Raw genomic sequence first — 23641 nt, forward strand, 5'->3', positions numbered from 1 at the left:
ACTGAACCATATCAAGGTGATGCTTTAGACTTACCGGGCGTTTGTAACAGAATTTTCAAAAGAGCATCCCGCTCCCGCCCCAAAGAACGACCAGCCAGCCAGTCTTTGAGTGTGTGCAAGGTGGCCTGATCACGCGCTGCAGCGGCATCTGTTGCAAGGCGCAGGACCAGTATTTTTTGCGAGTCGGTTAAAGGCCCTTCCGTCGGCAGGCTGCGGCTAGCGAGCCGCCCAACCACCTGCACGGCCTGTGCCCATTGCCGGTCAGATTCATAAAGTTTGCCGCGTAAATCCAGTCCCGCATCCGTCTCATCATGCGCAAGCAAGGCGAGGGCTTTTGCTGTTTCCCCCCGTGCCTGTGCAATACGGGCGGCATTGTACGCTTTGCGTGCAGCAAGGTCTGGCTGGAGCGCGGTCAGCAAAATTTGGTCTGTTGCCGCCTGGGCATCTGCCAGATGCCCCTGCTGTAACGCAGCCTGTGCCAGAAAATCCTGTATCTCAGACCGGGCGAGCGGATCTGGTTGCATCTGCACGGCCTGATCCAGACGCCTCTGCGCTTCTGCAGCTTTGCCCAAAGAGAGTAAAAGGCGGCCGTACCCGGTCAGTAATTTAGCCTTTGCAGCCCCATCCCTGACTTTTGGAAGAGCCTGCCCCACCAGTTGGGCGACATCTTCCCCTGAAAGCCCCTCCGCACTGTGCGCCGCTGTGCCTCGGGCCTCGCTGGCACCACGCAGCGTGCCAAAAACCAGTCGATACAGCACCTGACTGTAGGCGTCCGCCAGACTATCAGAAGGCAGTTCCTCCCCCGGCTGAAGACTGTCCAGCCCGGCCAAAGCCGCACGAGATTGCCCGTTTTCACTATACGCCAAAGCCAGCCCAAGCTGGGCCTGCTGACGCGGCCCTCCAGACAGAGCCTGCTCCGGACCGGATGGCCTTAGCAGCTTGCTATATACGTCCACCGCCATGTCTGGCGCTATCTGATCTGCCTCACGGAGCAGACGCACCAAAGCGACCTGCGCGTAAGATGCCGTGACCGGGTTGGAGGAGGCTGTCAGGTTCTCCAAAGCAATTCGTGCTGTTTCGATTTTACCGCTTCGGGCCAGCAGCAAAGCGCGTGGCAGGTCATAGGCTGACCCATCCGGGAGTTCAGGCAACGCATTCCGCTGGGCTTCTGTGCCATAGCGCGCCAGATAAGTAGCAAGCTGGGGGAAGACCAAGTCCCTTACGCCAGCAGGGTACTGCGCCAGTTGCCTAGCACCCTGTGCCAGCAGGATACTGGTTATTTGGCTATCCTGCCCTGTTTTCAGGGCATAAAGCCCTTGCCACACATGCAGTTCCGGCCATGCGTACCAAGTGACATCCGCCAACGTGCTGGCAGAGCCGATAGGCCCTGCCAGCAAGGCCACAACTGCGCGAAAGAACTGTTCGCCCTGCTCCTCTGCGCCCGAAGAGGGATGAGACGCAGAAGGTGCCAGAAGTTGCTCTGCCTGCTTTGCATTTCCTGCAAGGAACGCTGCATGTGCCAGAGCAAGGCGGCGGGCCGGGTCATCCGGCAAGGGATGAGGCAATGGGGATAAAACTGCCGAAGAGGCGTGGTCCAGTTCCAACCACTGCCAGTCCTTCCCGCGTGCTGGCGTATCAGCCTGTGGGTAAAGTGGCTGACCTATCGGCACAGGATTCAGAGACAAAGCCTGCAAAACAGGCCCGCGCGGCGTAGCACGCACAAAAATCTGCTCGGAATCAGCGACGATAACAGCACCTTCGAGAGACGGCTTTACACTATACCCAATGCCTTGCAGGGGCTGCGCAATGCCCCCTGTGGCCTGCCGGGACGTAGCCACGAACAACCGAGCGCCAGATGCCGGGTCTGGCATGGCGACCACCTGCCCCGGCTGCGCCACGAGGAAACGGACATACCCACGACCCTGCTCTGGCATGAGGGGCTTTTTGCTGCCGCCTGAAGACGCCACCAGCTCCCATCCACCGCTATGCTGCGTCAGAGCAAGCTGGGGGTGCGCAGGCAGGCTCAGCACCACGAGCGTAGCGTGGTCCATAACGCTGACATGCAGTCCGGCAAACAGACCCGTCCCGCCTGAAACCCGTGCCATGGCAGGTACGGCGTGGTCCGCCACAACCACAAAGCTGGAACCAGACCAGAATGCAGCAAGTCCTGTCTGCGCATCAAACGGTAGAAAGAGGGATGCCCGATCCGTGCTTTCGCCCAAAGGCTGAAGGCCTTCAGTCTGCACAGGCACAACCGGGACAGTGTGCAGGCTATCCACCCCCTGCGCGCGCGGTGCCGTATTTGTGAGCTGCATGAGCAGGCAACCTGCCAAACCAAGGCTGACCTTACTTCGTTTCATAGCGCGTTATCAGTCATGCTTGTTCCACCGCCGCAAGTCAGGCCTCTTTTCGCACTCTCTTTCACAACAACCAAGACGAAAGACTGCACCGTGCCATGAAATAGGACGTATTGGGCGCAACTATGCGGGTCTGCCTCAGTGTCCGGAAAGGATTTTCACATGAAACACGTTCCCTGCGGCCTTGTTCTTCTGCTCCTGCCTCTCCTGTTGGCAGGATGCTATGAGGGCCGATACCACCACCCGCACCGTGATGGGTACCGCCACACACGCCATGACCATGGCTACTACCGGGAATATCAGGGCAGACCCCCAGGGTGGCGATAAGCTGCCCTATTCGGGCAATTAACGCCCACTGGTGTTATGATTTTGCCAAGGACTTACACAAGCGACATATAGGTGCGTGACGCGGGGCAGTTTTCTCTGCCCGGACAGCTAAAGCAAAGGGCACGCATCATGCTGGACCGCATTACAAGCATGCAGGTGTTTGTAAAAGTTGTTGCCACCGGCAGCTTTACTGCTGCCGGTCGTGTGCTTGGCCTGTCACAGACTATGGTGACAAAGCACATTACGGCGCTGGAAGACCGTATGGGCGTTACCCTGTTCCACCGCAGCACCCGCAAACTCTCTTTGACTGAAGCCGGGCGGCTTTTTCTGGACGGTAGCCAGAAAATTCTCACGGATCTGGAAGATATTGAGCAGACCGTTACGGAGCAACGGCGCGAGCCACGGGGGCGGTTGCGCCTGAATGCGCCGGTGTCTTTCGCCATTCGCTACGTTGCCCCCCTTTTGCCGGAGTTCAGCCGCCGTCACCCGCTAGTAACAGTTGAACTCGGCCTGAACGATCGCGCTGTAGACCTGATTGAAGAAGGGTGGGACTTGACACTGCGCATACGCACCATGGCACCCAGCACCCTACGCACCCGCAAACTTGCGACCATACGCTGCGTTGTCTGCGCGTCTCCCGCGTACCTTGAACGCATGGGCACGCCCACCCGCATTGAGGAATTAAGTGCGCACCAATGTCTGGGTTACACGCTTGGTGAACCGGGCGGCCCGACACGTTGGAATTTTGGCCCCAAGGGGCAATTGAGTGTGCCAGTAAACGGGCCATTATGCGCCAATAATGGAGATGCCCTGCGGGAAGCGGCAATAGCGGGCCAAGGCCTTATTTATCTGCCGGTTTTTGTTGTTAGCAAAGAACTGCAAAATGGACAGTTACGCACAGTGACCTTGGATGCCCCGTTAGTGGAAGCGCCTCCGTTGCACGCTGTGTATGCACCCGGCCAGACTACTCCGCTGAAAGTAAGGGCTATGATTGATTATCTGGTGGAGTGTTACGGCCAGACACCACCGTGGGAAAACGCGCTACCCTGTGGATAATTTTGTGAGTAAGCTCTGCCAGATTGGGGATTTACTCTAACGATCAGACTCGCAAACCCGCGAAAAACTGCCAATTCCACGAGTCGAATCTTGAGTGATTCAGTGTGTGGAAGAATTTTTTTTCTATTTTGTTTTGGGGAAGTTTAAAATGGTGAGCCGGGAGGGACTCGAACCCTCGACCATTCGATTAAAAGTCGAATGCTCTACCAACTGAGCTACCGGCTCACACCATTTTAAGACACAAAGAGAAGCGCCCCGTTTCTCAACAGGGTGATCACTCTGTTGGGACGCTGTCTAAACGGATCAGTCCCCTTATGTCAAGCGATCTCACATGTTTTCATGCATTTAAGCAAAAAAACATACTTTCCTGCGGTTGCTGGCCACAAATATCCAGCTTTTCCGTAATACCCGGTGCTGTAGGCATAAAAAAAACGCAGCACCGAAGCACTGCGTTTTTCCAAACTGCGTCTGACCGAAAAATCAGGCGTTTTCTGCAGACGCTGGGCGCATACGTGCAATACGGTCTGGCTCACGCACCATGCCGGACCCACCAGCACCGCGCTTGATTTTATCAATGTGTTCCATGCCTTCAATCACATCACCAACAATGGTGTACTGGCCATCCAGGTGGGGTGATGGTTCAAACATGATGAAGAACTGGCTGTTGGCGCTGTTGGGGTCTGACGTGCGGGCCATACCTACCGTGCCACGCAGGAATTTTGCTTCCCGTGTGAATTCAGACTTCAGATCTGGCAGTTCGCTACCACCGGACCCTGTACCCGTTGGATCACCAGCCTGTGCCATGAAGCCGGAAATAACGCGGTGGAACGGCACGTTATCGTAGAAGCCTTCAGCAGACAGGGTGCGGAGTCGTTCCGCAGCCAGCGGCGCAATGTCCGGGCGCAGGCGAATAACAACGCGGCCTTCTGGCACATCCATGTAAATCAGGTCGTTTTTGTCTGTTTCGGTAGACATAAAAGATCTCTCCTTAAAACCATCATCTGGGCAGAGTATCTCTGCCCTACCCTGCGGCCTTGTCTTTAAGACGGGCCAGCAGGCGTTCCTGTGTATATGGGGTTACAAAATCCGAAATATCACCACCGTAGCTGGCAATTTCTTTCACCAATCGGGAGGAGATAAACTGTGTCCGCTCAGATGCCATGAGAAACACCGTTTCTATGGAGGCATCCAGCCTGCGGTTTACACCAGACATCTGGATTTCGTAGTCAAAGTCCGTCAGCACCCTTAGGCCGCGGAAAATGAGATGTGCGCCGTTGTTCTTTACCGCATCCACCAAAAGCGAATGGAAAGACACCACCACAATCTCGCTTTCCGTACGGTCCACAATGGGGGGTAGAGCCTGCTCAACGCAATTTACGCGCTCAGCCAACGGCATAAGGGGGTTTTTACCGGGGTTATTGGCAACCCCGATAATAAGCCTGTCCACCAGCCGGGCCGCACGTTCTATCACGTCCAGATGCCCGGTGGTTACAGGGTCAAACGTGCCCGCGTAGAAACCTATACGCCTAGGCTGCGTACGCGGGCTGGTGCTCACGCGTCTGTTCCGGCATCGTCTGGCTTAGCAGGAGCAGAGTCTGCACCCGTTGCCGGTGTGCCTTCTGCTGCGGGTGCTGCCGCACCATCATCGTCCTCACTCTCATCATCCATGACAGGGAAAACGCTTGTCACGCTCTCATTGTCATTCAGACGGAACAAGGTAACGCCAGATGCCTGCCGCGCCATGACACGCACCTGATTGACCGGCACACGAATAAGACGGCCAGCATCCGTTACCAGCATGACATCCGTACCATCCAGAACCTGAAGGGTAGCGGCAACCTCCGTACCCCGCTTGTTGGCCGAGAAGGTCATGTTGGTGATGCCCTGCCCGCCACGGCCGCTCACGCGATAATCATACGCGGAAGACCGGCGACCAAACCCGCCATTGCTGACTACGAGCAGGATTTCTTCCGCAGCTTCCAGTTCCTCAAAGCGCTCTGGGCTCAGCAGATCGGTCGAGTTTGAAGCCTCTTCATCATCGGCTTCAATCACCACGTTATCTGCATCATCTTCCGCAGTCTCAGCGGCGTTTTCGGCACGGCGTTTGGCATTGGCCATACGCAAGTAGGCTGACCGCTCTTCTACCGTAGCCTCAACATGGTTCAGCACAGCAAGGCTGATAACCCGATCCCCTTCCGCCAGACGGATACCCCGCACCCCGGAAGACCCACGGCCCGCGAAGACACGCACGGTTTCATCCGTAATCTGGAAGCGGATGCAACGGGCGTTGCGCGTTGCCAGGAAGACATCCTGCCCTTCACGGCAGGTTGCAACACCAATCAGGCTGTCCCCGTCATCCAGCTTCATGGCAATAAGGCCAGAGGAGCGGATGTTGCGGAAGTCACTCAAGCGGTTACGGCGTACGCCGCCGCTTGCCGTAGCAAAGATGAGGTGTAGGGCTTCCCACAGCTCCTCGTCATGCGGCAGGGGCAGGACGGCCGTAATGGTGTCCGTCCCCAAATCTGGCAGCAGGTTAACCAGCGCACGGCCTTTTGCCGTGGGGCTGGCTTCTGGCAGACGCCATACTTTTTCGCGGTAGGCCTTGCCACCGGATGAGAAGAACATGACCCACTGATGCGTGTGCGCATTAAACGAGCGTACAACAATATCGTCACCGCGCGTGCCAGCGCCAGTGCGGCCACGTCCACCCCGGTTCTGAGCGCGGAACACATCCAGCGGGGTACGCTTGATGAACCCGTCACGGGTGATGGTCACAACCATCTGGCCGGGTTCAATCAGGCTTTCGTCGTCCTGATCGCCAGCATAATCGGCAATTTCGGTTGCGCGTGGGGTGGCAATTTCCGCACGGGCCAAAGCAAGTTCATCACGCAGCACTTCCATGCGGCGGATGTGGCTGCCAATAATTTCCAGCAATTCGTTGATACGAATGGCAACTTCAGAAAGTTCCTGCTGGATTTTATCGCGCTCAAGGCCGGTCAGGCGTTGCAGGCGCAGTTCCAGAATACCGCGGGCCTGCGCTTCAGTCAGACGGACCTTGCCGTCAATAACCTGATTACCCTCATCATGAATAAGCGCCAGCAGGGGTTCAACCTCAGCAGCGTCCCATGTTGCATTCATGAGGGATTCGCGAGCGGTTGCAGCATCTGGAGCGGCACGGATCAGCGCGATCACAGCATCAATGTTGGCAACGGCAATAACCAGGCCAACCAGAATATGCCCACGGTCCCGCGCCTTGTTCAGCTCAAAACGAGCGCGGCGCAGGATGACTTCTTCACGGAAGGCAATAAAGGCTGTCAGAACATCCTTAAGGCCCATCAAGCGCGGCTTGCCACCATCCAGCGCCAGCATGTTCACACCAAAAGAGGTTTGAAGCTGGGTGTAACGGTACAGGTGGTTGAGCACGACTTCCGGCGTGGCATCCCGCTTGATTTCAATGACCACCCGCATACCGGACCGGTCAGACTCATCGCGGATGTCAGAAATGCCTTCAATCTGCTTGTTGCGTACCAGTTCAGCAATACGCTCCTGCAGGGTGGCCTTGTTCACCTGATAGGGGATTTCCGTAATGATGATCGCCTTACGATCCTTACGGATTTCCTCAACCTCAGCGCGGGCGCGGATAATAATGGCCCCACGGCCCGTTGCGAAGGCACTGCGAATACCGGAACGGCCCAGAATAATGCCACCGGTTGGGAAGTCCGGACCGGAGATATACTCCAGCAGATCATCCAGCTCCATATCCGGCTTTTCAATCAGAGCCAGCGTAGCATCAATCACTTCAGCCGGATTGTGCGGCGGAATGTTGGTGGCCATACCCACTGCAATACCGGTTGCACCGTTGATCAGCAGATTGGGGAAGGCTGCGGGCAGAACGGTTGGTTCGTGCTCGCTTTCATCATAGTTGGGCTGGAAATCAACCGTGTCACGGTCAATGTCGTTCAGCAGAAAGGTCGCGGCTTTGGCCAGACGCGCTTCCGTATAACGCATGGCCGCCGGGCTATCGCCATCGACAGACCCGAAGTTACCCTGCCCGTCTATCAGCTTGACGCGCATGGACCATGACTGCGCCATACGCACCATGGCATCGTAAATCGAGGCGTCACCATGCGGATGGTATTTACCCATCACGTCACCGACGGCACGGGCCGATTTACGGTAAGGCTTGTCGTGGGTAAAACCGCTCTCGTGCATGGCGTAGAGAATACGCCGGTGAACAGGCTTCAAGCCGTCTCGCACATCAGGCAGGGCACGACTGACAATCACCGACATCGCATAAGCGAGGTAGGAGGAACGCATTTCCTCCTCAATGGTGACAGGCAGAAGGTCAGAAGGTTCCGGCGATCCCGGCTGGTCAGAAATCTCGGTCAAGGTCCATCCGTCTTGTCATGCCGCGCGCCCAAAACAGCGGGCACGCCTGAGGTCAATCGTATGTATCAGGCTATTTTCCGGGCAAAACCCGGCCTGTTTCATGGCCTGATAAGCGTAGGGCATCTTTTTAGCACACAAACCTTTCAGCACCTAGGGCAAGCCCTCGTCCTGACACGCAAAACTCTTGCCACGCTTGTTTTGCAGGCTCTGTAGCCTCATCATGGAGCACTAAGCACCAACCCCGCACACTCTTGGAGATGACAATGCGTTTGATAATTGCCCTACTGCTGCCGTGGCTTCAGTTTTTTACCATTGGTCGCCCGTTTTCTGGCCTGGTGTGCCTGTTTTTGCAGATTACCGTTATTGGCTGGATCCCGGCGAGCATCTGGTCTGTGTATGCGCTGAGCCAATATAAGACAGACCAGAAGCTCGCCCGCATGGCCAAGTGAGCTGCATACATACACTATGAAAAGACCACTGTTTGTCGTGGAACAAACAGCTTAAGCAAGCGACCTTAAGCACAACAGGCATAAAAAAAGGCAGCTCCCTTCAACAAGGCGCTGCCTTTTTAACTCACATAACGTCGCCGGGACTTAACGCCCTGTCATGATCCGTTCAATCAACTGCTTGACTGTCGGCACAAATCCATTGGCGTAGAACGGGTCTGTTGCAAAGCGCCAGGCATTGGTGCCGCCAAACATCAGGTTATGGTCCATAACGTCAGCAGCCTCTGGTCCGCTAGCATGGGCAACAGCCTGAAGCGTTTTCTGAATACAAAAAGAGCGGGGGTCTGCACGATGCCCATTGGAGAACGTGGGAGTATGTTGGCTCCAGTTGGAGAACTTGCATTCAGACAGGCAGCCCATGCAGGCAACCTGATCTGCCACAATCTCACGCGCACTATCGGGCGTTACAAAAACCAGCGTTGAATCCGGTGTCCGCAATGCCTCGATAAAACCCTGAGCTTCCCATGTTTTGATACGGGCCAGATCATCAGCCGTCACAAACACTTCGCGCTTACGGGCGCCTACGCCATAAGCAACCTCATGCGTGCCCACAGGCTCTGGCGAAAACGCAACCTGCCGCTCTGAGCGGCCCCGCAGGTCTTGCAGAAAGCTGTTGTTAACCGCAGAAGAATAGAAACCCGTGGGAGAGAAACGGTTAAGGTAGACGTCTCCCTCTTTCAGCGTGAGCAACCGGTCTTTCCATGCCTGCGGAATAGGGCTTTCCTGCGTGAGCAGCGGACGAGTCCCGAACTGAAAGACAATGGGACCCAGTTCAGGGTTGTCTATCCAGTTTTCCCATTCTTCCAGCCACCAGACACCGCCAGCCATGATGATGGGTGTTGTGTCCAGCCCAAAACCACGCATCAGTTTACGCAGAGCGGCAACGCGTGGGTAAGGATCTTCCGGGTTCAGGGGGTTTTCCGTGTTGGAAAGGCCGTTATGGCCGCCTGCACGCCAAGGGTCTTCATACACAACCCCGCCCAGAAGCTCGGCAGACTTGTGGTAAGCACGCTTCCACAGAGCGTTGAACGCCCGTGCGGAAGAGACGATAGGATAGTAGTAAACGCCATGTCTGGTCGCAAGTTCAGCCAGACGGTAGGGCATACCCGCGCCGCATGTCAGGCCGTTGATGAGGCCTTTGGTGCCTTCAAGAACACCTTCGATCACACGCTCGGCAGACCCCATTTCCCACAGGATATTGGCGTGGACACGGCCTTTACCCCCTGCGGTTTCATGAGCGATCTGGACCTGAGCAATACCGCCACGAATGGCGTAATCGACCAGTTCCTCATGCCGCTCCCGCCGGGTGCGGCCGTGGTAGATCTGCGGGACAGGATGCCCGGCTTCGTCGTAACTATCCGCATTGACAATCGAGACTGTACCAGCCCCGCCCGCCGCAGCCCAGGCTCCTGCTGAAGCACCGGTGGAAACCGAAACGCCCTTACCGCCTTCAACCAGCGGCAGGACATCCACGCCTCCCATACGAACTGCGTTGATCGCCTTCATTGCTATCCTATCGTTTTACCAAACAAGCCATGCCAAGACTGCGTATCCGTGAGGGATGCTTATTCAGCATCCCGGCGCGGTGCGCGTGCAGGTTTTTCACCTACTGTATCAGACAGGTCTGCACCTGTTGCCTGATCCACAATGCGCATGGACAGTTTTACCTTGCCGCGGTCATCAAACCCGATGACCTTTACTTTGACGGCGTCACCCTGCTTCACAACATCGGTGGTTTTACCCACGCGGCCCTGTGCGAGTTCAGAGATATGAACCAGCCCATCACGCGCGCCAAGGAAGTTTACAAACGCGCCAAAGTCAGCGGTTTTAACAACCTTACCGTCGTAAATGCGGCCAATTTCAGGCTCTGCCACAATACCATTGATACGCTGAATGGCTTTCTGGGCCTGATCGTCAGACATTGCGGCGATGGTGATGGTACCATCATCCCCGATATCGACTTTCGCGCCTGAGTATTCAACGATCTCACGAATAACTTTACCGCCAGACCCGATCACATCACGGATTTTTTCGCGCGGCACTTTCATGGTGGTGATTTTTGGCGCCGTGGAGGACACATCGCTGCGGCCTTCGGTCAGAGCCTTGCTCATTTCACCCAGAATGTGCAGTCGGCCATCACGAGCCTGACCCAGAGCGATCTTCATGATTTCCGGCGTGATGGACGTAATTTTAATGTCCATCTGAAGGGCTGTCACACCCTGCTCGGTCCCGGCTACCTTGAAGTCCATATCCCCGAGGTGATCTTCGTCACCAAGAATGTCGGACAGAACGGCAAAGTCTTTGCCTTCCTTGATCAGACCCATGGCAATACCAGCCACAGGGCGTTTCAGGGGCACACCTGCATCCATCAGCGCCAGTGAGCTACCGCACACTGTGGCCATAGAAGAAGAGCCATTGCTTTCCGTAATTTCAGACACCACGCGCAGCGTGTACGGAAATTCCTTACGGGTTGGCAGCAGCGGGTTCAGCGCGCGCCATGCCAGCTTGCCATGCCCGATTTCACGACGGCCCGGAGACCCGATCCGCCCGCATTCCCCAACGGAGAAGGGAGGGAAGTTATAGTGCAGCAGGAAGTTGGTGCGGTATTCACCCTGCAGCGCATCAATAACCTGTTCGTCCTGCGCCGTACCCAGCGTAGTGACAACCAGAGCCTGTGTTTCACCACGGGTAAACAGGGAAGAACCATGTGCGCGAGGCAGAATGCCAACTTCAGACACGATGGGGCGCACTGTTACCAGATCACGACCATCAATACGCAGGCCGGTTTTCAGAACAGAGGTCCGCACAACGTCAGCTTCAAGGTCCTTGAGCATCGGTTTGGCGGCGTCAACATCCAGCTCTTCGGCTGCCAGCTTTTCAAGGATGGCTTCCTTGGCTGCGCCAATTTTTTCGTAGCGAGCCTGTTTGACTTTTTCCTTGTACGCATCAGCAATCAGCTTGCGGCCAACTTTGTCCACACGGGTGCGGAGCTTCTGTGCTTCCTTGGATTCTTCCGGCAGATCCCATGGTGCTTTCGCAGCGTGTTCAGCCAGAGAGATAATGGCATCAATCACTGGCTGGAAAGCGCTGTGACCAAAGGTCACGGCTTCAAGCATCACGTCTTCAGACAGTTCGGCGGCTTCTGATTCAACCATCAGAACGCCTTCTTCCGTACCCGCCACCACGAGATCAAGGTCAACGTCCTTCATCTGTTCCAGTGTGGGGTTAAGGATGAAAGCGCCATCTTTATAGGCAACGCGCGCACCAGCAACCGGGCCGAAGAACGGAATACCAGACAGCGTAAGCGCTGCGGAGCAACCGATCAGAGCCGGGATTGACGGGTCATTTTCCATATCGTGCGTCAGCACGGTGGCAATAACCTGCACTTCGTTCCGGAACCCTTCCGGGAAGAGCGGACGGATGGGGCGGTCAATCAGGCGGGAAACCAGTGTTTCGTTTTCTGACGGACGGCCTTCACGCTTGAAGAAGCCACCAGGAATCTTGCCTGCTGCGTAAGCTTTTTCCTGATAATTCACGGTCAGGGGGAAGAAGTCCTGCCCAGCCTTGACGCTTTTGGCCCCAACAGCGGTACACAGCACTACGGTTTCACCGTAAGTGACGACAACAGCGCCATCGGCCTGACGGGCAATTTTACCGGTTTCAAGAACCAGAGGGCGGCCACCCCATTCAATTTCTTTACGGAAGTATTTGAAATCAATACTCATATTGTTCTGCTTTCCTCTTTATACTGACAATAGCCACAGGAACAGAACGGAGCCGGGAATCTATGGGAGCGGACAGCGCATCGGACGGCATGGAGTCTGGCGGCTAAACCCCAGGCACCATGTGGTCGGAAACGCCGTGGCCCGCCGGGATTCACACCCCCGCGCTTTATGAAGCCTATGGCTGGTTTATCATCCCCCGTAAAACACGGAGGTGCAAGGAGGGGTGGGGATTATTCCCGCCCTGCTCCTTTAAAAAAGCGTGTGGGAATACAGCTTTAGGCCACATTCCCACACAGGCTCTTTTAGCGACGCAGGCCCAGACGGGCGATCAGCGCGTCATAACGTGCAACGCTTTTGCCGCGCAGGTAGTCAAGAAGACGGCGGCGACGACCAACGAGGATCAGCAGGCCACGACGGGAGTGGAAGTCCTTGGCGTGGGTTTTCAGATGCTCGGTGAGGTTGTTGATACGCTCGGTCAGGATTGCAACCTGCACTTCCGGGGAACCGGTGTCCGTCGGGGTGGTCTGGTATTCGCTGATAACTGCCGTGCGGCGTTCTGCTGTAATCGACATCACTGTCTCCATAAAACAAGTCGGTTTAGAGAATCCGTATCGGGCGCAGCAGCCCGTCTTCCAGGCGGCATAAACCTAATACGCGCCCCCCTTCCATGGCCCGGATGGGGCTGTCTTCATCAACCTGCGGAATACGTCCCATCAGATCAACAAGGCTCAGCGCCCGCCCGTGCAGCAAAGACGCTGCTTCATCTTCGGTCAGGGCCAGCGCCGGGATGTCGGCCAGCGCGGTCGCGACCGGACGCAGCAGCTCCGGTGAGGCATGGGGGTTGTCGTCGTTTGGCGTCAATTTGTCCAGTGTTATTGCATCTGCCTCGGTAAAAGGGCCCACGCGCAGGCGCCGTAACACGGTAATATGGCCCACAGTGCCGCAGGCCAGCGCAACATCGCGGGCAAGGGCACGCATATAGACGCCTTTGCCGGATTCGACCTCAAACACAGCCGTATCGTCATCTATGCGTTTGACCAGCTCAAAGCGGTCTACTCTGGCAGGACGCGGTGGCAGCTCCGGGGGGCGCCCCTCACGGGCCATATCATAGGAACGCTCTCCCGCCACCTTGAGGGCTGAGAAGACCGGCGGCACCTGCATGATGTTGCCCGTCAATGCGGGCAGCGCCGCACGCAACTGGTCATCCGTGGGGCGCACATCCGAATACCCTGTTACGGCGCCATCAGCATCATCGCTGTCCCGCGCTTCCCCCATTTTAAGGGTGAACTGGTACACTTTGGTGCCGTCCATAATATAGGGAACGGTTTTGGTTGCCTTCCCGAATGCCAACGGCAAAAGGCCGGTTGCCAACGGGTCCAGCGTACCACCATGCCCAACTTTCTGGGCATCGAACAGGCGCTTGGCGCGCCCCACAACCTGTGTGGAGGTCATGCCTGAAGGTTTGTCTATAACAAGCCAGCCATCAATGGGTTGACCGCGTTTGCGTCGCATAAGGGGGAACCTCCCGTTGTCAGCAGGCTCTTCCGGCCCGGTAAAACTGGCCTGCATCTACCTGACGCCCGCAGTGGCTGCAATGCCGACCAAAGCAAAGTACAGCACCCCAACACAGTACCCAGTGCGCCAGCCACACCGCCCGTTGCCTAAAACTCCCGATGTTTTGTGCTGCGGCCAGCCCATAGCTGGCAGGACTGGTCAGCCAGTTCCGGGTGCCTTATGTGTCAAAACACATCATGACCAACACACACCCACCTTCTCCCGTTACGGGCCAACACACACCGCAGCAGGCTGCGTGGTCTCTGGACGCGTCAGGCATACCCCTTACGCTACGCCTGAGCGGGAACTGGGATGTTGAGCATGGGGGAATGGCCCCTTTCCCGCAAGATGGTCTGCACACCGCAACACCAGGCCAGGTTCTGCAATTAGATACGCAGCAACTGGAAAACTGGGATACAGCCTTTATCTCCTTCTTGTGGGATGTAAAGCAGGCTGCCAACCATGCTGGGGTTCAGTTTGACCCCAGCACCCTGCCCGGCCCGGCGCAGCGGCTTCTGGCGCTCCTCCCCCCTGAGCCCGCCAAGCCGCCAGCGGCACAAAAAGCGCCCGCTCCCTTTCTGGACCGGGTAGGAGACAAGACTCTTCGATGCCTTGATGAGACGGGCACCGTGGCTGTCATGGCGGCTGAAACCGCAAAAGGGGCACTAAAAGCCCTAACCGGTAAAAGCGGTATGCGCCTGAAGGATCTGGCCACAGACCTCTGGAACGCTGGCCCCTCCGCCCTGCTGATTGTGGGCATTGTCAATTTTCTGGTTGGGGCGATTTTGGCTTTTGTCGGCCTGATTGAACTCCGCCGTTTTGCTGCGGATATTTACGTTGCCAATCTGGTTGGCATTGCCTGCGCCAGAGAAATTTCGGCCATCATGACCGCTATTGTCATGGCGGGTCGTACAGGTGGGGCTTACGCAGCCCGCATTTCCACCATGTTGGGCAATGAAGAAATTGATGCGCTGGAAGTATCCGGCATTCCCGTTTCCACCTATATCCTGCTGCCGTCTATCCTGTCCCTCTCCCTCATGATGCCGCTGCTGTATATTTACGGCACGATCATTGCCATTTTTGGTGGGTTTGTTGTGGCAATGACCATGATGAGCGGGACCGCCATTGGGTACCTGACCACGACAGTAAACGGCATAGCCCTGCATGAATTCATTTTTGGCTTCATCAAGTCTTTCTTTTTTGCAGGGTTTATTGCGCTGGCAGCCTGCCGCGTGGGGTTGAAGGCAGGCCGAAGCGCCGCAGATGTCGGGATTGCAGCAACCCGTGCTGTCGTGATTGGTATTGTTGGGGTTATTGCCATGGACGCACTGTTTGCCATCATCGCCAACGTGCTGGATATCTGAGCATGGCCGAGTCCTCAGATCCCATCATCAGCGTACATGACCTGACCATTGCCTTTGGGCCAAAGGTTATTCAGCAGAATGTATCCTTTGATCTCAAACGCGGCTCCATTTTTGCCGTCATGGGCGGGTCTGGCTGCGGCAAAAGTACGCTCCTGAAAAGTATGATCGGACTTTTGCGCCCCGCTTCCGGCCAGATTCTGGTGGAAGGCGAGGACTACTGGGCACAGAACCAACGCCGCAGAACGGAGCTGAACCACAGGTTTGGCGTCCTGTTCCAGAGTGCCGCACTGTGGAGTTCCATGACTGTAGGGGAGAACGTTGCCCTGCCCATGGAAATGTTCACCCCCCTGCGGCCGGACGTGATTCGTCGCCTAGTTGAGCTCAAGCTCGGCTTTGTGGGAATGGAGCACGCTGTAGACCTGATGCCCTCCGAAATTTCAGGCGGGATGCGGAAACGCGCAGGCCTTGCACGGGCCATTGCGCTAGACCCGGACATTCTATTTTTTGATGAACCCTCCGCCGGGCTGGACCCTATTACATCAGCCCGACTGGATGACCTTATCCTGACCTTGCGGGACGGGCTGGGCGCGACAATTGTTATCGTCAGTCATGAACTGCCAAGCCTGTTTAAAATTGCTGATGATGGTATTTTTCTGGATGCCAAAACCCACACACCCATTGCGCACGGTGCCCCGCGTGACCTGCGCGACCACAGCACCATTCCTGAAGTAATGGCTTTCATGAACCGTGAGGCGACCGTGCAGGACGCTTCCGCAACAAAGGGCGAAACGCATGGCTGAAAGCACGAACCGAAAAACCATTATTGGCGCGTTTGTGGTTGGCGGCGGTGTGTTGGCCATGGCCATTCTCATCCTGTTTGGCCATATGCGTCTTTTTTCTTCATCCCGTGAGGCCGTTGTGGTATTTCAGAACTCCATTACCGGCCTGAGTGTGGGGGCACCTGTTACGTTCCGCGGGGTGAAGGTGGGGTCTGTCAAAAGCATTACCCTGCGCTTCGACCCCAAAGACCATAAAGCCTATATTCCTGTTCTCCTGACACTGGAGCCGGAACAGATTCATGTGGTGCATGACTCGTTTGGTGGGGGGTCCGTGCATATTCAGGACCTGATTGACAATGGCCTGCGCGCTGAACTGAATGTGCTCAGTTTTGTTACCGGTCAATCCAACATCGACCTGAATTTTGACAAATCCACGCCCGCCATTTTCCACCCGCGCATTACCAGAGAAACAGAAATCCCGGCCCGGCTTTCCCCTGTTGAAAAGCTGAAGGACACGCTTGGCCAAATTCCGGTCAAGGAAATGGCCGCTCATGCGGACAAGACCCTGCTTTCCGTGCAGGAGTTGACTGCCACCCTGAACGAGCAGCTCCCGCCCCTTATCGCCAGCATCAAAGCCACGGCGGACCATTCTGACGGCACGCTCTCTGCAGCAACGGATGCAATCCGCGATCTCCAGAAAAAGCTGGACGTTACCCTCGGCAAGATGGATGGCCTGCTGCAAACCACCACATCCCAGATGGCAGGCCGGGGTGCTGACCTGCATGCAACGCTGGCGTCTGCAACCAAGACGCTGGATACGTTGCAGACCATCCTGTCTCCACGCTCAGTTGACCGTGCTAATCTGGACGCCGCCTTGCGTGACATTGCGGCCTCTGCTGCCTCGCTCCGTGGGTTTGCCGGAGACGTGGAGCATAATCCGCAACTTCTGTTGATGGGACGCCGCCCATGATGCCTTACCTTCGCCACCTGGCGCTGCCCCTGCTATGCGGGTGCGCCCTGCTTTCCGGCTGTGCTGCGCCGCCACTGCGCCTTTATACGTTGGGCATGCCCTCGGACCAGAACACGCAGCAGCAACCCCCGCGCCTTTCTGCCCATGCCACAACGGTGCAGATCAGCCGTGTTGTGCTGCCCGACTATCTCGACACACAGGACATTGTCATCCGTAATGGGGAAGAAATTGTCCGTAGCCCCAAGTCACGCTGGGCAACCCGGCTTTCGCTTGGAATCACGGATCTGATTACCAACGAGATCTCCCTCTCTCATCCCACGGCATTGATTACGGACCAGCCTTTGGCTGACACCCCGACCCTGCGGGTACAGATCAATATCTCACGGTTTGATGTTGATACGGATGGTCAGGCCGTATTGGATGCCAACTGGGCCATCATGCCCCAGGACCCCAACCAGCCCCTTATCCGGAACCGCGCGCACCTGACCCAGACAGGCCCCCTGACATCTGATGCCGACATGGCCGCTCTTATGCGCAAACTGGTTATTACGCTGGCGGACAACGTCAACGCGTCTTTCCCGCCTCACCTATAAAAAACAGCCTGCCAGAAGGAGTATTCTTCCCTCTAGCAGGCTGTTTCAAAAATTCAGAACTGAGGTCCGGACAGGCATTCCTGTGACTAAACAGGTGCCTTTTGAGACAATCTCTACGTCCGACGTGTTCTTTTAGGCTTCGCTACAGTCGTGCGCGCTCCTGCCTTGGCTTTCTTCACCACTGGAGTTGCAGGTTTGGCAACCGCTGCCGCCTTTTTCCGTACACCGGAAGACGCGGGCACAGTGCGCCGAGGTTTACGGGCTTTTACCGGGGCGGAGGGGGTCGCCTCAGTCTGTACTGCGTCGAGTGCTCTCGTTACCTGGGGCTTATGGCTGTCAATAATCTTGGCAATCAGCGCTTCATATTCGGCCAGATAGGCATCCATACACAAAGACTGCTCAGCCTCTGCGCGCACGGCTTTACGAAGCTTTTTAGCCAGCACTTTATCTGTCAGTAACCGCAGAATCCCCTCAGCAATACGCTCTGGCTGATGGAAGGGGACCAAAAGGGCTGTCTCACCGTGCGTCAGCAATTCCTGCACCGGAGCCGTGTCACTACCCACAATGGCGCACCCTGTTGCCATAGCTTCCCGCAGAGACCATGAGGCGACAAATGGGTAAGTCAGGTAAACATGCGCATCGGACCGCTGCAGAAGCGCTAAGAAGTCTTCATACGCTACTTTACCGACAAAATGGACACGGGACAGATCTATCGTATCGCCCAATTCCTGCAACAGAATCTGACGCCAGCACCCCGTAGCCAGCTTGGCGCCGTAGCTGACACCATCACTCCCTACGATAATGACATGCGCATCTGGCTGCTCTTCAAGCACACGGGGTAAGGCACGCATGAACACATGAAACCCCCGATAGGGCTCAAGGTCGCGGGATACATACGTGACCAGTTTCTGGGTGGGCTTAATGCGCACATCACCCAACACGAAATCTTTTTTATGGCTTTGAGGGTTAGGACGACAAAGCGTCAGATCAACCCCTTCTCTGACAACCGTAATCTTGTCCTGCGCCCATGCGGGGTAAGCCCCTTTCTGGAACAGGGTGGGTGTCTGACCATGACCAGGGTTTGTTAGCGCAAGAAGATTAATACTGTTTTTGGCCCGCACAAGCGGCACAAGAGCCGGGTCCATAGGGAATTCCGGGTCGAAGTTCACATCGTATCCCGGCTCTGTGTGGTAATAGAATTCAAAATACCCAATGACTGGCACATCAGGATAAACATCCTGAATATTCAGCAGTTCACCCCATCCATGATGGCCGAGAATAATATCTGGTACAAAGCCCAGATTTTTGAGGGTCGCTGCGGCCTTGGCAACTTCATCAGCCCGCATCAGGCCAGAATCAAGTTCCCGCACGCCGGGATGCGCACCCTCTGCCACAGGCCGAGGTAACCGGTAGCGTACGCGCCGGACCCCTTGAATGACATTCGCGTTGTCTTCGCTGATAAATACGATCTCATGCCCACCCTGCTGTACAAGATGTCTTACAAGATGAAGGTACTGGCCTGGGAAGTTCTGATGAATAAAGAGGTATTTCAAGAGAATGCTCGTTTGGTCATAAGATCATAAAAAAAGCCCGGCATTTTTGGCCGGGCTTTTCTGTATTATCGGCGGGAACCCGGTTTCCGTCCACGTCCAACACCACGTTTGGGTGCCGCTGCTGCCTTGGTACGGCTGGACGGTGCTACTGGTGCAGCTTTGCGACGGCTTGGTGCAGGAGAAACAGGCGCAGCCGCTGCTGGCTTGCGGCCCCGCTTTGCACGTGGTGCGGGGGATGTTTCTTCTATCTGCTGTTCTTGCGCTTTGGCAGGCTTGCGGCCACCACGCTGTTTACGCGGCGCTTCTGCCTCTGGCTCGTCTATTTCTTCTTCAATGAAGAGGTCAAAGTCATCTTCATTGTCTTCAAGCTCGGCAATATCTTCCGCAAGCAGGGCGGCAAGGTCAGCGGCAGCTTCGGCCGCGTTGGCTGCAACAGGCGCAGCTTTCCCTTTTTTGCTTGCTGACGCGTTACGCGGCACGATTTCCAACAAGAAAGCCTCTAGCGGAGCCAAAGAGTCTGCTTCGATCGGCTCATCTGTCTCCAACGGACCAATTTTTGTGCCGTCCGTAAAGGTTGCTGTCAGGCGACAAACAAACTTTTTGGCAGCCTGACCTTTCAGGCGTACGCAAAGCCCGAGAATGGGCAGGGCCATCCCACGGCTACCGCAATACTGGCCACCTTCAACCCAGGGTGACAGCCAGCCTTTACCCAGAACTGCCTGATACTCGATATCCGCAGGAGAAATGATTTCTGCCGGAGACACGCCAAACCCTTCAATCCAGGCGTGGCTGCCAGGCTGGCCCATCCATTCTCCCAGACGCACGGCAACATCACCACGGCGCTGAATATGAGCACCGATTTCCGGCTTCTGGGCGGGGGCGTTGTTCCGCTGCGCCTGCGCTTGTGCCTGCACACCGGCTGGAATAGGTGTTGGTGCTTTTACAGCCGGCGCTCCTGCGGGGGCTGGTGCATTAGCCTGCGCGCTAAGCTGCACAACCTGCAAGCGGGGGGCCTCATGCGGTGAATTTTCTTCCTGATAGATGGTGACCATCACCTGTGCCGTGCCTGAATGCACACGCACAAGAGCCGCACCACTACCAGCACCCAGCCAGCCATCATTTTCAAACGTCACAATATCCACTTGCCCTGCCACCTGAGTGGGGAAGCGGGTAATACGAACGCCCGGCAGGCCTGCTGGCGTGGGGGGCTGCTGACCGGGTGTATAAAACACGCAGAACAGGCCAGTCTGAAGCGTCATCAGATGTCCTGATACTTTTAGGTCTGAAATACGCTGCTGCGCAGGCGTCTGGCTGGTCTGTGACATACATCCTCTTTCATCAGAAAACTTCGAAGAAAGTCTAAATCGAAACCACTAAAAATTTCCAAAAAGTATTTCTTCACTGTGCCATAGCTGTCTTGCCGCTAAGCACGGTTTTTATCAACACCTCATTTAAAGCGGCCCCACGTAAATTTAGATCTAACAAGATTCCACGCCCTGTCGCCCTGATACGCTCTGCCGGGGCACCATGATCAAACGCTAACACAGCCAGCCCGGCGCGCCACGCTAACCCCACTGTAAAGCACCATGTCTCTGGCCAGATTGATGGTAAAAAAGCGGCATCCGACGCGGTAGACGCGATGAGCTGCACAGCGTCCTCTTCCCGATATTCGCCAGTTATGAAGACCCGGCCCGTATCCAGCAAAAGCTGGTCATGGGGAGTATGCCCTACAATCACAAATTCCAGAGGAAGATCCCGCATTGCGGCATCCAATGCCGCCTGATGAAGAACGGCATACCCTTTCTCCATCCCTATCCCGCCAATGACGCATAGCCTGACACGTTTGTTGCCTGTTGGGCTGGAAAGCGCTCCACGCCCAACAACAAATTTAACTGGCGTGCGGGGGCTGCCGCCGTAAGGCACACTCTTCGCATCATTTTCAAGCGGTCGAACATGGCACAGAAGCGACGGGAAATGACGCGCCATACGGGCAGCGACATCCTGGGATGGTGCATAAACACGCCGTGCCTGTCGCAAAAAAACTTCCGAGCGCGCCAGGAACTCAGGAACATCCATCGCCTCTCCACCCTGCGCACCAGCAAGAGAGAGGCATTTTGTGCAGCCGTCAGTATCCGGTTCTCCGCAATAGTCCCCATCAGACCCCAGAAGGGAAATCCTTTGGCAAAACCACATATAATCATGGATATGCACATCATAAGAACAATCCAGATCTTGCGGTAACGTGTAGAGCAGTGGCGAATAGCCAACCAGATGATGCACTTCAATTTTACGGACAGCTTCTGCTTTCAGCACACGCTTGAGCAAGGCCCAGTCTTCTGGCAACCGAAACTGTAAGGATGGGAATGAGTCTGGGTCACAGCTCTCTTCCAAAATACACCCGCTCTCCGTTGGGCGTAGTATCAGGCATCTGAGAGATTTTTTGACATAGGCCTTTGCGTGAGACTGAACCACGCGCTCCACACCGCCTCCATAGGGATGCGTAATCAGCAGAACTGATGTATTTTTATGAGGTCTAGAACTTGTTTTTTGCCGAAACCTAACAAGATCCATCCGTCTTCTGGCTTCAAATAACGGATCCTGCTTGATCCAGTCCGCGACCATAGCGTGATATCCTGGGTGAAGCGCCTCGAGAATATCAGAATTTCGTTTTATAAGCTCTATACGGCTTTCTCCAAAAGACGCAGAGCCAATATGCGCCACAAAAGCACCGACTGCGGCCTTATGCTGCCATCCCAAGGCATATGCGCGCATGCAAAAATCGTTTTCTTCTCCGTAACCTTGCGCAAAAACATCATCACGGAAAACACCAGTCTGGCGCAAGCAATCCTGCCGGATATAAAGACAAAACCCATTCCCTGTGGGAATATCATAAGCTTGCCCTTTATTGGCAGCCTGAGCGACCTGCATGAAGACTTCAACAGAATCCATGGTCGGGACAGGATTTTTCTGTTCTCTGGATGGATAAGAGAGGATACTCGCATCATTTGAAAATGGCGTTACTGTTCCAATATTTTTTTCAGAATAAGCAATAGAGCGCAACTCCGCCACCCATCCGTCTGGTACGAGAGTATCACTATTCAGCAAAATAACATCGTGCCCGGCAGCGGCTTCCAGACCCGTATTGACCGCCTGAGGAAAGCCCTGATTGACTGTATGCTCAATATAGAGCCAGTGGCTTTCCTCGCAAAACTTCTTGACACTATTACAAAGAATAACATCAGGCGACGCATCGTTAACAACTATGATTTTAATTTTTGTCCGACACGTTGTTTTTTGAACGGCCTCCAGACACGCCATGGTCACGGTATACCCTTTAAAAACGGGTATAATAATCGTTAATGGGAATTTTTTATTGTTATAGTCTGGTTCGACTATTTGTTCTTTACAGTAAGGCAGCGGCAGAAAAGGAAGGGCGCGCAGGTTTGTTGCTATTAGGTGTTCATTTGATTTTTGTGAAAGGCAGCTTGCAATAAACTGTCCTCCCATTGCTATTTTCCGCGCATCAAGCGGGCTGCCAGCAAGGTCTCGTCTGTCTGGACCCAGAATATGCACCATTCCTTCTGGCAAAATGTCCCATGGAATAGCAACATGCCGATACCGCGCCACAGGCCTGTCTGTAATAACCGTCTGACTTAATTCCTCTGCCACAAAACTGAAAAGTTCTTTCTTTCTGTCTCCACACAAAACACGCAGAACGGGTGCCTCTTCCGCATTATAAGGTAGCCAAGCCCATCCCGTTATCCCACTTGGGTCGGCGCGCACCAGTCCTTCACAACGTGTTATTTTCCCAACATCAAATGCACCACCCAGAATACCTGAATAGCCCTGCGCCGTAACCTGAATGTGCTGCGTCAGGCACCATCCGTCCGGACAGTACCAACCACCATTTTTCTTTTTTACCGACGTTTTTACATGATCGAAAAACAGGGTCGGTCTTACAGCCTGCAAGGCCTTACCGGATACAAGTTCTCCGTCTGTTGCCAATCCATACCAGCCGGATAAACCGGCTTTTTGGCAAAGTTTATCTGCAAGCTCGCCAACCTCAGGACTATAGGCAAAATTCGACAGCACATAAGACAAAGACTTGAGAGCATCTTGCAGATACCCGTAGGCATCCTGAAATGTAGCGAGTAGGAACCAGCCTTCCTGAAAATCAAAGCGCTGCACAAGAGCATGCAGCAGAGCCAGCACACCGTCACGATCTCCGGCAGCCTGACGGGCCAGCACCAGAGCAAACATGACATGCGGATTATCTGGCGCTTGCCTGTTGGCACGTTCCAGCCAGTCCCAGGCTTTTTCCGGTTTTCCTGCGGTCCAGGATTCAACACCAAGCCGGAAGGATTTTTGAGCAGCCTCACTTGCTATGACAGCACGCTGCTCTTTGGTCAGGGACGCATCCTGCCACACAAAACCTGTGTAAAATGCTGCCATTTTTACAACTTTCTAC

Annotated in this window: 19 protein-coding genes and 1 tRNA gene; 8 read left to right on the plus strand and 12 right to left on the minus strand. The window is 55.3% G+C overall.

Translation table 11 applies throughout. From position 1 onward, the window contains the following. Nucleotides 1-11: 11 nt before the first annotated feature. Nucleotides 12-2315 (minus strand): tetratricopeptide repeat protein, encoded by a 2304-nt coding sequence (locus Abci_RS02160; protein ID WP_146806913.1) that lies wholly within the window; start codon nt 2313-2315, stop codon nt 12-14. Nucleotides 2316-2580: 265 nt separating this feature from the next. On the opposite strand from Abci_RS02160, the gene Abci_RS14290 reads away from it, so the two are divergent. Further along, nucleotides 2581-2706, plus strand: coding sequence for a hypothetical protein (locus Abci_RS14290; protein ID WP_261766350.1), 126 nt, complete (start codon nt 2581-2583; stop codon nt 2704-2706). Between the two features lie 107 nt (nt 2707-2813). Then, entirely contained in the window at nt 2814-3740 is a 927-nt protein-coding gene (locus tag Abci_RS02165; protein WP_048837523.1) for a LysR family transcriptional regulator, read from the plus strand. A gap of 149 nt (nt 3741-3889) precedes the next feature. On the opposite strand, the gene Abci_RS02170 is transcribed toward Abci_RS02165, so the two are convergent. From Abci_RS02170 to gyrA, 4 genes are all read right to left on the minus strand, one after another. Next, a tRNA-Lys gene (locus Abci_RS02170) sits at nt 3890-3965 on the minus strand. Nucleotides 3966-4220: 255 nt separating this feature from the next. Beyond that, nucleotides 4221-4715, minus strand: a complete 495-nt coding sequence (locus tag Abci_RS02175; protein WP_048837524.1) for a peptidylprolyl isomerase — start codon at nt 4713-4715, stop codon at nt 4221-4223. Nucleotides 4716-4761: 46 nt separating this feature from the next. Further along, entirely contained in the window at nt 4762-5295 is a 534-nt protein-coding gene (coaD, locus tag Abci_RS02180) for a pantetheine-phosphate adenylyltransferase (protein ID WP_048837525.1), read from the minus strand. Continuing rightward, on the minus strand, nt 5292-8129 hold the full coding sequence (gene gyrA / locus Abci_RS02185) for a DNA gyrase subunit A (protein ID WP_048837526.1): 2838 nt from the start codon (nt 8127-8129) through the stop codon (nt 5292-5294). The genes coaD and gyrA overlap by 4 nt, the downstream gene beginning before the upstream one ends. 12 nt (nt 8130-8141) lie before the next feature. Here gyrA and Abci_RS02190 point away from each other — a divergent pair, with 12 nt between their 5' ends. Further along, the gene (locus tag Abci_RS02190; protein ID WP_048837527.1) at nt 8142-8342 is read left to right on the plus strand and encodes a hypothetical protein; all 201 of its coding nucleotides are present in this window, start codon (nt 8142-8144) and stop codon (nt 8340-8342) included. A 50-nt stretch (nt 8343-8392) separates the two neighbouring features. Next, complete coding sequence (locus Abci_RS02195; protein WP_048837608.1) at nt 8393-8578, plus strand: YqaE/Pmp3 family membrane protein; 186 nt, start codon at nt 8393-8395, stop codon at nt 8576-8578. A 144-nt stretch (nt 8579-8722) separates the two neighbouring features. Here Abci_RS02195 and Abci_RS02200 read toward each other — a convergent pair whose 3' ends face one another. The 4 genes from Abci_RS02200 to truB all read right to left on the minus strand — a co-directional run bounded on the left by Abci_RS02200 (nt 8723) and on the right by truB (nt 13872). Further along, nucleotides 8723-10141 (minus strand): NAD(P)H-dependent flavin oxidoreductase, encoded by a 1419-nt coding sequence (locus Abci_RS02200; protein WP_048837528.1) that lies wholly within the window; start codon nt 10139-10141, stop codon nt 8723-8725. A 59-nt stretch (nt 10142-10200) separates the two neighbouring features. Next, the gene (gene pnp, locus Abci_RS02205; protein ID WP_048837529.1) at nt 10201-12360 is read right to left on the minus strand and encodes a polyribonucleotide nucleotidyltransferase; all 2160 of its coding nucleotides are present in this window, start codon (nt 12358-12360) and stop codon (nt 10201-10203) included. 302 nt (nt 12361-12662) lie between these two features. Next, nucleotides 12663-12932, minus strand: a complete 270-nt coding sequence (gene rpsO, locus Abci_RS02210) for a 30S ribosomal protein S15 (RefSeq protein ID WP_048837609.1) — start codon at nt 12930-12932, stop codon at nt 12663-12665. 25 nt (nt 12933-12957) lie between these two features. Next, entirely contained in the window at nt 12958-13872 is a 915-nt protein-coding gene (gene truB / locus Abci_RS02215) for a tRNA pseudouridine(55) synthase TruB (protein WP_048837610.1), read from the minus strand. Between the two features lie 239 nt (nt 13873-14111). On the opposite strand from truB, the gene Abci_RS02220 reads away from it, so the two are divergent. Genes Abci_RS02220 through Abci_RS02235 form a run of 4 tightly spaced genes read left to right on the plus strand, consistent with a single transcriptional unit; the run spans nt 14112 to nt 17620 of the window. Further along, nucleotides 14112-15278 carry an MlaE family ABC transporter permease gene (locus Abci_RS02220; protein WP_048837530.1) on the plus strand — a complete coding sequence of 389 codons (1167 nt, stop codon included), beginning with the start codon at nt 14112-14114 and terminating at the stop codon, nt 15276-15278. Between the two features lie 2 nt (nt 15279-15280). Then, on the plus strand, nt 15281-16078 hold the full coding sequence (locus Abci_RS02225; RefSeq protein WP_048837531.1) for an ABC transporter ATP-binding protein: 798 nt from the start codon (nt 15281-15283) through the stop codon (nt 16076-16078). Next, a complete protein-coding gene (locus Abci_RS02230) occupies nt 16071-17027 on the plus strand; it encodes an MlaD family protein (protein WP_048837532.1) in 957 nt (318 codons plus the stop codon). The genes Abci_RS02225 and Abci_RS02230 overlap by 8 nt, the downstream gene beginning before the upstream one ends. Then, nucleotides 17024-17620, plus strand: a complete 597-nt coding sequence (locus Abci_RS02235) for a PqiC family protein (RefSeq protein WP_048837533.1) — start codon at nt 17024-17026, stop codon at nt 17618-17620. Before Abci_RS02230 ends, Abci_RS02235 begins: the two co-directional genes overlap by 4 nt. Nucleotides 17621-17733: 113 nt before the next feature. On the opposite strand, the gene Abci_RS02240 is transcribed toward Abci_RS02235, so the two are convergent. From Abci_RS02240 to Abci_RS02250, 3 genes are all read right to left on the minus strand, one after another. Beyond that, a complete protein-coding gene (locus tag Abci_RS02240) occupies nt 17734-19173 on the minus strand; it encodes a glycosyltransferase family 4 protein (protein WP_048837534.1) in 1440 nt (479 codons plus the stop codon). 65 nt (nt 19174-19238) lie between these two features. Continuing rightward, nucleotides 19239-20498 carry a hypothetical protein gene (locus Abci_RS02245; RefSeq protein WP_048837535.1) on the minus strand — a complete coding sequence of 420 codons (1260 nt, stop codon included), beginning with the start codon at nt 20496-20498 and terminating at the stop codon, nt 19239-19241. 73 nt (nt 20499-20571) lie between these two features. Continuing rightward, on the minus strand, nt 20572-23625 hold the full coding sequence (locus Abci_RS02250) for a glycosyltransferase (protein ID WP_048837536.1): 3054 nt from the start codon (nt 23623-23625) through the stop codon (nt 20572-20574). Between the last annotated feature and the right edge of the window lie 16 nt (nt 23626-23641).

It is taken from the genome of Acetobacter cibinongensis, from assembly GCF_000963925.1.
GTDB classification, from domain to species: domain Bacteria; phylum Pseudomonadota; class Alphaproteobacteria; order Acetobacterales; family Acetobacteraceae; genus Acetobacter; species Acetobacter cibinongensis.